Origin of the sequence: uncultured Bradyrhizobium sp. (genome assembly GCF_947648125.1) — a bacterium.
GTDB lineage: Bacteria > Pseudomonadota > Alphaproteobacteria > Rhizobiales > Xanthobacteraceae > Bradyrhizobium.
Genome location: NZ_CANSMR010000001.1, coordinates 424,054 through 437,159, shown reverse-complemented (window position 1 = coordinate 437,159; position 13,106 = coordinate 424,054). Strand labels below are relative to the sequence as shown.

Sequence of the window (13,106 nt, the reverse complement as noted above, 5' to 3'; positions counted from 1 at the left end):
TCGGCGATCGCTCCGAGAATGAATTTTCTTTGTCGGCTCGGCAGGCGAAGCGACCGTTCCATAGAACCGGCACCGTCGGAAGGCACCATGTACACTTTGGCCGTGGCCGAGGAATTTCGATCGTTTGAGACCCGGTGACTACGCACCGTTAGAACTCTGCGGATCGCCACATTTGACGGCGTCAGCGAGTCTCTGATTGGCGACCAGCTGCCCGCCGACTGAAAAGCGTTAGCGAAATCCTCCGGTGAGGTTCTCGCCGCCCCGAAATGCCGTCCGGGCTTAAGATGCAATGCCGTCAAGATCGACCATGTCTCCGATCGGCATCCAGTTGGTGCCGTCAAATTGGGTGATTTGGAGATTATGTATGGCGCGATAGTCTGTCGCCGAATTACTGACCTTGATGCCGTCCAGGAAGAGCGGCGGCTGCTCGTTGCTGAGCGAGGTCGCATGCTTCAGCAGATTTTCCCGCGTCAGTTCGTTACCGCATCGCCTCAGGACCTGCTCGATCATGTGGGCGTTGTTGTAGCCCGGAGTTGCCGTGTTGTCGTCGATGCTGACTGACGGCATGTATTTCTTCATGAACTCGACATAGGCCTTGACACGAGGTTTGTCCCGCTGGTGCGGATCGGTCGCTATGACCTCCCACCAGGCCGAGACCAGCCCTTTGGCATTGTCGAGACCGGCCGGCGCCAACGTACCTCCAACCGAGCTGCAGTTCGAGTTGACGATATGGAGAGGCTTCCAGCCGAGTGCGGCCACCTTTCGGATACCCTGCGCCGCGAACTTGGAATAAGTGAGCTGCACAAAGACGTTGGCGCCCGCCCCCTTGCAATCGGCGACCTGGTTGTCGATCGTCGGTTCAGTGATCTCGTGACTGACTTCCTTGACGACGGCGCTGACGTTGCCGCCGAGCCCTTTCTTGAGACCGCGAAGGAAATCCTTACCGAGATCGTCGTTCACATACTGGAGGGCGATCTTGGCATCCGGCTTCTGGTTCAGGATGAATGTGCCCAGCGCCGCTCCCTGCGCGACGTAGATCGGGTAGAACGGTACGATCCAGGGAAATTCCTTAGGGTCATTGAAGCGCTCGGCGCCCGACGTCAGGAACAGGTTCGGCACCTTCTTGGCATTGAGATACTTCTGCACGGCGGCATTGGTTGCCGTACCGAGAAATCCCGCGATCGCAAAAACTTCCTCCGACTCGACCAGCTTGCGGGTTTGCTCGACCGCTTTCGGCGGCGAGAATGCATTATCGAGCGAGATCAGGTTGATCTTCCGACCGTTGATGCCACCATTGTCGTTGATCATCTGGAAATAGGCGGTTTGCGCCTGTCCATAGACGCCGTAGCCGGAAGCCGGTCCGCTGTAAGGTGCAGTGGTCCCAAGCTTGATCTCCGTGTCGGTGACACCGGGTCCATAATTTCCTGCGGCGCGCGCCCGCGAGCCGCTCCCCAATACGAGCGCGCTGGCTCCCAGGCCCGCGACCGCAGATCTTCTCGAAATCAATCCCATGTTCAGCTCCTCCCTTTTCGATTGCTGGTAATCTTGAAGCTCTTGAACGGCTCCAATGATCTGTTGCGCGGGCTCGGCTACGTGAACGTCACGCTGACGGGGCCGAAACCGGAGATCCTCGCCTCGTAGACTTCGCCGACCGCGACCGGGGACACCGGGCCAAGGGCGCCCGTCAGTACGACGTCCCCGCTCCGCAACGGTTGGCCAGCGCGCGCCATGGCTCGCGCCAGCCAGAGTGCGGCACGCAGCGGGTGACCGAGACAAGCCGAGCCGCAGCCGATGGATGCGATCGCGCCGTTGCGGGTCATCGTCATGCCGCAGGCCCCGAGATCCACGTCGGTCAATCGTCGCGGCGATGCGCCGAGCACGTACCGCGCGCTCGAGCCATTGTCTGCCACGGTATCGAGAATGCTGATCTTCCAATCCCGTATCCGGCTATCGACCACTTCGAGCGCAGCCACGGCATAAGCGGTCGATCGCATCAGCTCGCCGAGCGTGAGGTCTTCGCCAGCGAGATCGCGCTCGAGGACGAGCGCAATCTCGGCCTCAACGCGGGGCTGGATCAGCCGCGCAGCCGTGATCGCCTCTCCCGTCGGGACTTCCATGTCCGCGAACAGGGCGCCATAGTCTGGCTGATCGACGCCAAGCTGCTGCTGCACGGCTTTCGACGTGAGGCCGATCTTGCGGCCAACCAATCGTCTCCCGCCTGCGATGCCCCGCCGGGTCACCTCGGACTGGACCGCGTAGGCAGCCTCAACGTTGCCCTCGCCGATCTCGCCTGCAATCGGATCGATCGGTTGCCGGGCCGATTCCGCCTGCTGCAAGCGTGTTGCGAGCCTGTCAACGACCGCGTTCATGGCCGGTCCAGGAAGTCGGCGACCAGCGCGTTGAACTCGTCGGCCTTTTCCCACTGCGCCCAGTGACCGCATTTGGGATAGACGTGAAGCTGCGCGTTCGGCATGGTCTTGAGTAGAATGAAGGCAGAATCGAGTGGCACGACGCGATCGTCACGTCCCCAGACGATCAGTGTCCGGTGCTTCAGTCCGGCGAGATTCTCGCGCCAAATGTCGAGCGGCGGTCGCTTGAAGATGTCGATGACGTCCTTGCGCATTGCGGCCTTCAATCGTTCCTCGAGCAATGCGTCCGTGATCGATTTCGAATCGAATACCAGGAGCTCGATGACGCCCCTCAACTTCTGCATCGAGGGTCCCTCGCCGCCGTGGAACATCGCCATGCGACGCAAGCCTTCCGTCGGCATCGGCGTAAAGATCGCCTGGCTGCCGCCCGTTCCCATCAGAACCAGACGATTGACCCGTTCAGGGGCGCGCAGCGCGACTGCGAGCGAAGTCGCGCCGCCCAGCGAGTTGCCGACGAAGCTTGCCGTCTGAACGCCAATCGCATCCATGAAGGCGCGAACGAACTCGCCCATCGCCTCGAAGATCGGTCCGTCCTGCAACTTGCCTTCGGTTTCGCCGAAGCCGGGCAAGTCGACGACGATAACACGGCGCCCGGCCGCGAGCGGCTCCACATTCTTGCGGTAGTTGCTGAGGCCGGATGCGCCGGGGCCACCGCCGTGGATCAAGATCGTCGGCTCTCCGTGTCCTACATCGTGGTAACGCGTGCGGGTCCCCGCGACGTCGACAAACTTATCACTCAGGTCCACTCTCGATCTCCCACTGGTAAAGTTGCTCAGACCGGCGCGACGCCGGATTGAAGGTAGCCGTCTCGCAATTTCCGCTTGAATATCTTGCCGCTCACCTCGCGCGGCAGCGCGTCGTGGAAAACGAAGCGCTTTGGCACCTTGAAGCGCGCGAGACGCTGCTCGAGGAATACCTTAATGTCGGCCACCGCTGGTGTAGCGTCCTGCTCGGCTTCGATCGCTGCGATCAGGCTTTCGCCGAACTCCTCATCAGGGACGCCGAACACCGCGCAGTCCCGCACACCGGGACAATTGACCAGAACGCTCTCGATCTCGGCCGGGTAGATGTTGACCCCACCCGAGATGACCATGTCCCGCTTGCGATCGCAGATGTAGAGGAAACCGTCGCCGTCGAGATAGCCGACATCTCCGCAGGTCACGAGCCCGGCGCGATCGACCTGCGCGCGCTGATCCGGACGGCCGTGATAGGTGAAATCCGAATAGGCTTCGGTCCGCAGGTAGATCTCGCCGATACCACCGGGAGCAACCTCGCCGCCGGCCTCGTCATAGATCCGCAGTTCAGTCCCCAGCATCGGCCGGCCGACCGTACCGGGATGAGCAAGCCATTCCTCCGCATTGCAGCCAACGGCGGCACCGGTCTCGGTCGCGCCATAGGTCTCGTGAATCACCGGCCCCCACCACTCGATCATCCCCCGCTTCACGTCCGGCGGGCAGGCCGCGCCGGTGTGCGTCACCCATCGGATCGACGACAGGTCGTAGCTCCGTCGCGTCGCGTTGCTGAGCCGCAGCAGCCGGACAAACATCGTCGGCACCATCGTCAGATGCGTGATCCGGTGCTGGGCGATGACACGCAACAGATCCTCGGGATCGAAGCTCTGCTGGAGCACCGTCAGGTCGGCATGCTGGAAGGCCTGTCGCGCGAAGGCGCCAGGCGATGCGTGATAGAGCGGCCCGCAAACAAATGCCCGCATGCCGTCCTCGATGCCGTAGATCTCGCGCAACAGCGCCGCGTTCTTCCCGATCTGCTCGGGCGTCATCGGCGCACGCCGAACACCCTTGGGACGTCCTGTCGTGCCTGAGGTGTAGATCATCGTTCCCCGGGGCGCGCGCGCAGGCTGTTTCCACCGTGCGCCCCTGTCACGGAACTCGGGCCACGCCTGTGCGTGAGGCGGTGAGGCCGACAGCGACCGAGTGCCCGCGGCTGGATCGTCCATGACGAATGTCGGCAGTTCGGCAGGAACGACGCGTTCGACCGCCGCGATCAGGTCGCGATGCCCGATCAGGACCCGCGGGGTGCAGTCGGCGAGAATGTAGGCGATTTCGTCGGCTTTGCTGTGCCAATTCAGTGGAACCACGTAAGCCCCGAGCAACGAGGCCGCATGCAGGATCTCGAAGTAGCAGGGGTCGTTTCGGATCAGCAACGCGATCGCGTCGCCTTCGCGGACACCAACCTCCTCAAGAACAGTGGCAGCACGACTGCCATGGTCGAGCAAAGTCTGGCGCGCAACATGGTGCTCCCCAATCACGATTGTGCTGTCATGCATCGCGCTCATTCCAGACAAACCGTCACTTCGGCGCGTGCCGGCGGCAGCAAAATGCTGTCGAGCAAGCCGAACTCCTCGTCCGTCAACGCGAGCGGCGTTGAAAATGTCAGCGCGTCCATGTGACCGCTGAGAACGGCCGGGTACCACCATTGAGCTCTGGCGACCGTATGACCTCGACCGCGGAATTCGATCGCGAGCGGCTCGGGTAAGCTCGCACCGTGACCGCTCTGATAGCCGTCTCCGATCGCGTAGACCTCGCATTCGAAGACGCCGGGAGCCCGACGCTGGACCGCAATCTCGATGTCGAGCAAACCGAATGCAGGATTCGCTCCATCGCCATTCTGGTAGAAATAGACGAACGGTATCCGTCCGTATTTGCTTGTGCCCCTCGCCGCGTCCGAAGGCACCTGCGCATCGCTGCGGCCAGGCGTTCGCGGCGGGATGGGACCGAGCAGGCACATCTGAGGCAGTGAGCGGCAATCAGCCATGGGATGGCCTCGCCTGTCCGCCCGTCGCTTGCGCCACTGCAAGTCCGAGCGGCTCCACGTCGTATCGCCGGCCGAGGAAGCCAAAGGAATTTTCCGCGAGCACTGCATCACTGCTCAGCGCGCGCTTTGCCAACGCGCCCGGCTGTTTCTGTCGTATCGCAAAGGGGTAGTCCGATCCGACAACGATGCGGCCCTCGCCCACCGCATTGCCAAGGAACGACAATGAAACCGGATCGTAGAGGATGCTGTCGTACCAGAATTGCCGGGCAAGCTTCGAAGGCGCCCGCGTCATCTTGCCTTTCGCGCCGAGCGACCAGCCAAAATCCATCCGCGGCAGAATCCACGGCAGCGCTCCCCCGCCATGGCTGAGCAGGATCCGTAGCCGCGGAAATATCTCGGGGACGCCAGCCGCGAGCAGTGACACGGCAGCGAGCGCCGTTTCGAGCGGAAACACCGCCGTCGCAGCGAACTCTGGGCTGCCGCCCACGCGATCCATGCCGGCCGGATGCAGCGGATGCACAAAGATGCCGAGGCCGAGCGATTGAGCCGCTTCGTACACCGGAAACAGGCGCTCGCTGCCAAGCGCCACACCGTCGATGTGCGTACCGATCTCGATCCCAGCCAGGCCGAGCGCTCTGACCTTCTCGAGCTGCCGGACGGCGCGCGCCACATCCTGCATGCACACCATCCCGATGCCGGCGAAGTTGCGTGGCGCGTACGCGATCATGGCCGCGATCTGGTCGTTCATGACCTCCGCGAGGTATTCCGCATCGTCAGCGGGCAGCCAATGCGACAACAGTTCGGGCATCGGCGAGAGCACCTGCATGTCGGTGCCATCCTCGGCCATGTCTGCAAGGCGTCGCTCGACATCCCACGATCTCGTATCGATCTTTCGGAATACCTTGCCGGCGATCATCACCGCGGCCTGATCCCCCATCGAATGATCGACGCTTGGCCAGCGCACGTCCCGCCTCGGGTCCGCGGCCAGCCGCGGAGGCACAATATGCGTGTGAATATCAATCACCGTGCCCAATGCGCTCTCCCTGTCGCTCTATTGCGAGCTTCTTTGCGTGAACGCTGCCTGCGCTCGCGCGCGCCGCAGAATTCACTTTACAAACAGGAATGATTGTTTTTATTGTCGCTGTCAAGACGCCTCGGAGCGTCGTGATGGCGCAGCACGGAAAAGCCGCGCCAAGGGAGCGAATGACGTTGAACCCTCAGCAAGCGCGCATCGTGATCGTTGGCGCCGGACAGGCAGGCGCCCGGGCCGCCGAGGCATTGCGCGCGGCCGGCCATCGCGGGTCGATCACCCTCGTTGGCGAGGAAGAGCACCTTCCCTACGAACGCCCGCAATTGTCGAAAGCCATTTTGATCGACCGGGACCCTAATCCGACACTGATCCGGCAGAGTCCGGAGTGGAATGAACTCGATGTCGCACTGCTCACGTCGTCGCGCGTGGTGGCAGCCGATGGGCAGAAACGCATCGTCGGCCTTGCGAACGGGCAGGAATTGGCATTCGACTGCCTGCTGCTCACGACCGGGACCCGCGTCCGGCGCTTGATTGAACTCGACAATGCTCCACTCCCGGTCCGCTACCTGCGCGGCATGGGCGACGCGCTCGCGCTGCGCGAGGAGTTGCAGCCCGGGCGCAGGGTCGCGCTGATTGGCGGCGGGGTCGTCGGCCTCGAAGTCGCGTCGGCCGCGATCGGGCGCGGCTGTCTCGTCACGATCGTCGAGAAAGCCGACCGGCTGCTGCCTCAAATCGGCTCCGCGTCGCTTGGCCGATATCTTCAGCAACTGCATGCGTCGCGAGACGCCGAGATCATTTGTGGCGGCTCAGTCAGGCAGGCGACATCTCGCGGATTGGAGCTCGGCGACGGTCGCTTCATTCCGGCCGATCTTGCTTTGGTCGGCGTCGGCGTCGAACCAGTCACCGAGCTGGCGCGTCAATTGGGCCTCGATGCCGAACGCGGCGTCCGCGTCACGTCGACCGGCGCAACCGCCGCGGATGGCATTTTTGCCGCTGGTGATGTCGCCGAACAGTGGAGCCGAAGTCACGACCGCTGGATGCGCGTCGAGAACTGGGCCAACGCGCAGAACCAGGCGATCGCCACCGCAAAATCCATGGCTGGCGTCAGTACCGCCTATGATGCCCCGCCCTGGTTCTGGTCCGACCAGTACGACGCCAACATCCAGGTGGTCGGCAATCCGGCCGGCGGAGACGAGATCGTCAGGGGAGACGTTGCGGCTGGATGCTTCGTCAGCATCAGCGTCCGTGACGGCGAAGTCATCGGCGGCATCACCGTCAATTCCGCGCGAGACATGGCGGTGCTGCGCCGCCTCGTCGCCTCGCGCAAGCCCGTTCGAAAAAGCGACCTGGAAAATCCTGCATTCGAACTGAAGCGCTCACTCGCCGCCTAGGGAAGAGGACCCCAATGAACGCACAACACCAGCCCGCACTGCTCGTCGATCCGGCACAGCGCATTTTCAAGGTGGCGCGACGCAACTTCGTTGACCCCGAGATCTTCAGGGCCGAAAAGGAAATGATCTTCGACCGCTCGTGGCTCTACCTCGGGCATTCGTCCGAACTGCCGAAGCCGGGTGACTTCATCACCCGCAAGGTTGCCGGCCGCGGCGTCTTGTTTACCCGGGACAGCAAGGGCCAATTGCGCGCCCTGCTCAATACTTGCCCACACCGTGGCGCCCAGGTGTGCCGCGAGCGCAAGGGCAACGCCAAGTCGTTCCAGTGCTTCTACCACGGCTGGGTGTTCGGCGCAGACGGCAAGCTGCGCAGTCAGCCCGGTGAAGCCTCCTACCCCGAGGGCTTCAAAGGCCGCGACACCTCGAACATGCAGCCGGTGCCGCGGTTCGAAACCTATCGCGACTTCAACTTCATCTCGTTCGACAGCAACATCGTTCCGCTCGTCGACTATCTCGCCGGCGCCAAAGAATTCCTCGACGTCATCTGCGATCAGACCGATGCGGGAATGTCGATCGTCGCCGGAAGCCAAGAATATTCGATCCGGGCGAACTGGAAGCTGCTCACCGAGAACAGTATCGACGGCTATCATGCCGCAACCACCCATGCGACGTATTTCGACATCCTGATGAGCTCGACCGATAATCTTGCTGGCGGCATGGGCGGTGGCGGTTACGGATACGATCTCGGCAACGGCCACGCCGTGCTCGAATACGGCGCCCCATGGGGACGCCCGGTTGCGCAATGGATTCCCGGATGGGGTGAAGCCGGCAAATCGGAGATCGACCAACTCTACGACAACCTCGTCAAGCGCCACGGCCAGGAACGCGCCGATCGGATCGCGCGCAAGAACCGCAATTTGTTCATTTTTCCGAACCTTGTCGTCAACGACATCATGGCGCTGACTGTGCGCACCTATTTCCCGGTGGCCCCCGACTACATGGTCATCAACGCCTGGGCGCTTGCGCCAAACGATGAATCGGCGTGGGCGCGGAAGTATCGTCTCAACAACTTCCTGGAATTCTTGGGCCCTGGCGGTTTCGCGACACCTGACGACGCCGAGGCGCTGGAACATTGCCAGCGCGGCTTCGAGAACTCCAAGGAAGCCCTCTGGAACGACATCTCGAAGGGAATGGGCAAGGACAAGGCGCATCACGACGACGAGTTGCAGATGCGGGCATTCTGGACGCAGTGGAACAAGCAGATGTTCCCTGCCCCGGCATCCGGCATCAAAGGCGTCGCGGCCTGAGGAGGACAACATGCAATCCCTGAGCCGAACCGAAGTGGAAGACTTCCTGTTCAACGAGGCCGAGTTGCTCGATCAATGGCGTCTGCCGGAGTGGCTCACGCTGTTCACGGACGATGCGAAATATGAAGTGCCCTGCACCGATCTGCCGGCCGACGCCTCGTCGGAGAGCAACCTGTTCTACATCGCGGACGATCGCGTCCGGCTCGGCGAGCGGGTCAAGCGGCTGATGAAACGCACGGCGCACGCGGAGTTTCCGCATTCGAAGACAAGCCGTATCGTTGGCAACGTCCGGATCCAGGCAAGACGCGAGGACGAGATTGACGTCAGTTGCGTTTTCCAGACCCTGCGGACCAAGGATGGCGTCACCGATCTCTACTTCGGAACCAACAAGTACAGGCTGGCGCTCGATGGCGAGGGCTTTCGTATCCGGGAGAAGCGCTGCCTCCTCGCCGGCGACGGACTGCGGCCGAGCGGTCGCATCAGCATCGTGCTCTGACGGGTAAAATTACATGGCTTTACGGTTCGAAGGACAATCAATCGTGGTGACCGGCGCTGCCAGCGGCATTGGCGCAGTCATCGCCCGCCATTTCGCCGACGCCGGAGCCAAGCTCGTGCTTTCGGATATCGACGAGGGACGCCTCGGCGCCGTTGCGGATGACATCGCCGCGAGCGGCGCCGGGCGGCCAATCATGAAAGCCGGCGACCTGTCCCGGGAAGACGTCGCACGCGGCGTGATCAAGTCGGCGGTGGATAATTTCGGGGGTCTCGACATTCTGGTCAACAACGCCGGCGGTGGGATCATCAAGCCGTTTCTGGACCACACGCCCGACACGTTACGGACGACGATCGATCGCAATCTCTGGACCGCGCTGTGGTGCACCTGGCACGCCGTTCCGGTCATGAAAGCCCGGGGCTATGGACGCATCGTCAACATCGGCGCCGATTCGGTCCGCAACGGACTTTGGGATCACGCGGCCTATAATGCCGCCAAGGGCGGCGTGCATGCGATGGCGACCGGATTGGCGCGCGAGTTTGCCAAGGACGGCATCACCGTGAACGTCGTCGCCCCCTGTATCGTCGACACGCCCCAGGTGCGGGAGGCCACCCTCAGGGCGCCGAAGGCATTGCAACGCTTCGTTGACGTCGTACCGATGGGGCGCGCAGCCGAGATGGACGAGGTGGCCTCGATGGTATGTTATCTCGCGTCGAAAGAGGCCTCGTTCGTCACCGGACAGGTCATCAGCGTCAACGGCGGAAGCACCATGCTATGACGACCACGATCAATGGTGTCCTCGTTGGCACGGTTCAGGACTTTCCGGAAGGTGAAATTCGTCCCGCGGCGATGCCCGACGGCACCAATCTTGCCATCTACAATGTGGAAGGAACGATCTACGCGACGGCGGACCTGTGCACCCATGGCGAGGCTTCGTTGTCCGAAGAGGGTATTCTGGCCGGAAACATCGTCGAATGTCCCTGGCATTTTGGTACGTTCGACGTCACAAGCGGCGCGCCGACCGGCATGCCGTGTACGGTTCCGTTGAAGAGCTTTCCGGTCAAGGTGATAGCAGGCAGCGTCTATGTCGAATTCTGACGACCCCAAGCCCAGGACCCGGCGTGCCGCCGGCACGTCGCGGCCGCCCGCAACCCGACAGAAACTGAGATCGCGCCGCGACAGCACGGCGGAGCCGACATACGCGCCGCGGCGAACCCAGGCAGAGCGCAGCGAGACCACGCGCAAGCAGCTCATGGACGCAGCCGTCAAGCTGATCCGCCAGAACGGCTTCGGCGGCCTGCGAACCGTGGAGGTCGCCGACCTCGCCGGCGTTTCGCGCGGCGCGCTGATGCACCATTTCCCAAGCAAGCACGAGCTTGTGGTCGCCGTGCTGACCTACGTCAACGAAATTACGTTCACCCAGAGTACACGCCGTGCGCAATCGGCGCGACACGATGGCGGCGATCCGATCGACAGTATCATCAAGGACGCCCAGGACTTCTTCTTCGGCGACTACTTCTTCATCGAGCTCGCCATCGGCATGAGCGACGAAAGCACGCGGCGGCTCAAACGAGAGACCCAGCAGTTTGCCCGGCAGACCCGCTTCTCGATCGAGGCAACCTGGCTCGACACGCTTATATCGTCGGGAATCCCGGAACAGCTCGCCAGGGACGTGCTTGCGCTCACGCTCAGCGTGGTTCGCGGCTTCTCGGTCCGAATGCTGATCGAGAACGATCCCGAGCACTTCTCGCGCCTGCTCGCGGTCTGGCGCAAGATCGTGCGGCAGCACATCGAGGACTCGATCCCCAAGCAGTCGAGAAAACGGCCATGACGGGACGCAATTCAGCTGGCAGAGGTCCCCAAGGCCCTTTGATCGCGCTCTGCTACGTCAGACTCGCGGTCCGTGAGCCGCTCTCGGCGGCCGCCTTCGCAACCGACATTCTGGGCTTGCAGCCGGTGCCCGACAAACAGGCCCTGCTGTTTCGCTCGGACGATCGTTATCACTCGCTGTCGCTGGTGCCGGCGCCGACGGTGGCGTCGTCAATCGGGATCGAGATATCAGACGAAGTCGCTCTTGAGCGCATTGAACATGCGCTGCAGAAGGACGGTTTCGCCGTCCGCCGGAGCAGTCGGGACGAATGCAAGCAGCGGTTTGTGCGCGACACTCTCATCGCGCAAGACGCCAGTGGCAACGAGATCGACTTGGTGTTGCGCCCGGCGCAAAGCGGCCGACGCTATTTTCCAAGCCGCGACGCGGGCATCACTGGACTACAGGGCGTGGGGCTACGCAGCTCACAGTTGCGGGATGACCAGCGATTCTGGACGTCAATCCTGGGCGCCCGGATCAGTGACTGGGCTGGCGACATCACATATCTGAGGATCGACCAAAAGCACCACCGCATCGCGCTCTATCCATCCGACCGCCCAGGAATTCTCTATGTGAGCTACGGCGTCGAGAGCCTGGATGCGATCATGCAGAGCCACTATTTCGTGCAGGATCGTCAGATCAGGATCTTGCACGGTCCCGGACGCGAGCCCGCGTCGGGACAGATCTTTCTGAGGTTTGAGGGACCCGAGGGACTCGTCTTCTCGTACAGCCACGGCCTCAACGACGTCGAACCCGATCATCGCCCCCGGCAGTTTTCCACCCATCCTGACTCGCTCTGCGAGTGGGGCAGCCAATGCCAGGGCATCCCGGAACTGCAGCCAGCCGCCACTGATCAACGCTGAAGACGACGGAGCGCCAGATGATTGAATTGCGAGATCTCGCTTATGTACGGCTGGGCGCCTCCAACCTCGAGGATGCGCAGAGTTTCGCGACCAGGAGCCTCGGCCTGCAAGTTGGCGAGCAGGCGAAGACGGCGCTCTATTTGCGATCCGACGACCGCGCTCATACGCTCTGCTATTTCGAAGGCGATCCGCGGGACCAGACGGTCGCCTTCGAGGTCACCGATGAGGACAAGCTCAACGCCGCCGGCGCGACGCTCGACGCTCTCGGCCATGCCGTCCACGCCGGCACGCCGGACGAGTGTATGCTCCGCAAGGTCAAGGCCTTCATCGGCTTCAAGGATCCGACCGGCAACCAGATCGAACTGGTCGTGCGGCCCGAGCGCAGCGGCAAGCGATATTTTGCCACCCGCGATGCCGGAATTACCGGCTTCAGCCATGTAGGTCTGTTTACCACCGATCCGCTGCGGGACGAGCGGTTCTGGACCCAGGTCTGCAACGCACGGGTCAGCGACCGCATCGGCGACATCGCACTCATGCGGGTCAATGCTATCCACCACACCGTGGCCCTGGCACCAGGACGGGGGCCAGGCGTTCAGCACATCAACCATCAGGTCGAGAGCAACGACGATGTATTGCGCTCGTACTACCATTTGTCCGGTCAGCGCGTCCCGATCGTCTTCGGTCCCGGTCGTCACCCGACGTCCGGCGCGCGCTTTCTGTATTTCCAAGGTCCGGACGGCATGGTTTTTGAGTATTCCGTCGGCGTCGACGAAATCGAGGATGAGGAAACCCATAGGCCCCGACAGTTCGGCTTCGAACCATCAAGCCTTTGCATGTGGGGCGCGAAATCAGCGCGTCCACGCTAGCTCGTCCGGCAGCAACGACACCGTATCAGCGCCCCCGATCACCTCGGAAAGCCCATTCACGTTGGCCGTAGCGAGATTCTCCTGG

Annotated in this window: 14 protein-coding genes; 8 read left to right on the top strand and 6 right to left on the bottom strand. The window is 62.4% G+C overall.

The annotated features are described in order from the left end of the window. Positions 1-279 precede the first annotated feature (279 nt). From Q0030_RS02090 to Q0030_RS02065, 6 genes are all read right to left on the bottom strand, one after another. Positions 280-1,512 (bottom strand): ABC transporter substrate-binding protein, encoded by a 1,233-nt coding sequence (locus Q0030_RS02090; RefSeq protein ID WP_298362721.1) that lies wholly within the window; start codon positions 1,510-1,512, stop codon positions 280-282. A 77-nt stretch (positions 1,513-1,589) separates the two neighbouring features. Further along, positions 1,590-2,336, bottom strand: coding sequence for a fumarylacetoacetate hydrolase family protein (locus Q0030_RS02085; RefSeq protein WP_298362718.1), 747 nt, complete (start codon positions 2,334-2,336; stop codon positions 1,590-1,592). Positions 2,337-2,365: 29 nt separating this feature from the next. After that, the gene (locus Q0030_RS02080; protein ID WP_298362715.1) at positions 2,366-3,175 is read right to left on the bottom strand and encodes an alpha/beta fold hydrolase; all 810 of its coding nucleotides are present in this window, start codon (positions 3,173-3,175) and stop codon (positions 2,366-2,368) included. A 26-nt stretch (positions 3,176-3,201) separates the two neighbouring features. Continuing rightward, complete coding sequence (locus Q0030_RS02075) at positions 3,202-4,716, bottom strand: AMP-binding protein (protein ID WP_298362713.1); 1,515 nt, start codon at positions 4,714-4,716, stop codon at positions 3,202-3,204. A 5-nt stretch (positions 4,717-4,721) separates the two neighbouring features. Continuing rightward, entirely contained in the window at positions 4,722-5,204 is a 483-nt protein-coding gene (locus tag Q0030_RS02070) for a hypothetical protein (protein WP_298362711.1), read from the bottom strand. Beyond that, entirely contained in the window at positions 5,197-6,228 is a 1,032-nt protein-coding gene (locus tag Q0030_RS02065; RefSeq protein WP_298363222.1) for an amidohydrolase family protein, read from the bottom strand. The genes Q0030_RS02070 and Q0030_RS02065 overlap by 8 nt, the downstream gene beginning before the upstream one ends. A gap of 143 nt (positions 6,229-6,371) precedes the next feature. Here Q0030_RS02065 and Q0030_RS02060 point away from each other — a divergent pair, with 143 nt between their 5' ends. The 8 genes from Q0030_RS02060 (at position 6,372) to Q0030_RS02025 (ending at position 13,021) form a co-directional block, all read left to right on the top strand. Further along, positions 6,372-7,625, top strand: a complete 1,254-nt coding sequence (locus tag Q0030_RS02060; RefSeq protein WP_298362708.1) for an FAD-dependent oxidoreductase — start codon at positions 6,372-6,374, stop codon at positions 7,623-7,625. A 14-nt stretch (positions 7,626-7,639) separates the two neighbouring features. Next, positions 7,640-8,932, top strand: coding sequence for an aromatic ring-hydroxylating dioxygenase subunit alpha (locus tag Q0030_RS02055; RefSeq protein WP_212310365.1), 1,293 nt, complete (start codon positions 7,640-7,642; stop codon positions 8,930-8,932). Between the two features lie 10 nt (positions 8,933-8,942). Beyond that, positions 8,943-9,428 (top strand): aromatic-ring-hydroxylating dioxygenase subunit beta, encoded by a 486-nt coding sequence (locus tag Q0030_RS02050; RefSeq protein WP_298362702.1) that lies wholly within the window; start codon positions 8,943-8,945, stop codon positions 9,426-9,428. Between the two features lie 46 nt (positions 9,429-9,474). Next, positions 9,475-10,203: an SDR family oxidoreductase gene (locus tag Q0030_RS02045; RefSeq protein ID WP_298362699.1), complete on the top strand. Its 729-nt coding sequence runs from the start codon at positions 9,475-9,477 to the stop codon at positions 10,201-10,203. Further along, entirely contained in the window at positions 10,200-10,523 is a 324-nt protein-coding gene (locus Q0030_RS02040; RefSeq protein ID WP_298362697.1) for a non-heme iron oxygenase ferredoxin subunit, read from the top strand. Before Q0030_RS02045 ends, Q0030_RS02040 begins: the two co-directional genes overlap by 4 nt. 154 nt (positions 10,524-10,677) lie before the next feature. Then, positions 10,678-11,256, top strand: coding sequence for a TetR/AcrR family transcriptional regulator (locus Q0030_RS02035; protein ID WP_298362695.1), 579 nt, complete (start codon positions 10,678-10,680; stop codon positions 11,254-11,256). Beyond that, positions 11,253-12,155 carry a VOC family protein gene (locus Q0030_RS02030; protein WP_298362692.1) on the top strand — a complete coding sequence of 301 codons (903 nt, stop codon included), beginning with the start codon at positions 11,253-11,255 and terminating at the stop codon, positions 12,153-12,155. Before Q0030_RS02035 ends, Q0030_RS02030 begins: the two co-directional genes overlap by 4 nt. A 17-nt stretch (positions 12,156-12,172) precedes the next feature. Then, positions 12,173-13,021 carry a VOC family protein gene (locus Q0030_RS02025; RefSeq protein WP_298362689.1) on the top strand — a complete coding sequence of 283 codons (849 nt, stop codon included), beginning with the start codon at positions 12,173-12,175 and terminating at the stop codon, positions 13,019-13,021. The last annotated feature ends 85 nt before the right edge of the window (positions 13,022-13,106 follow it).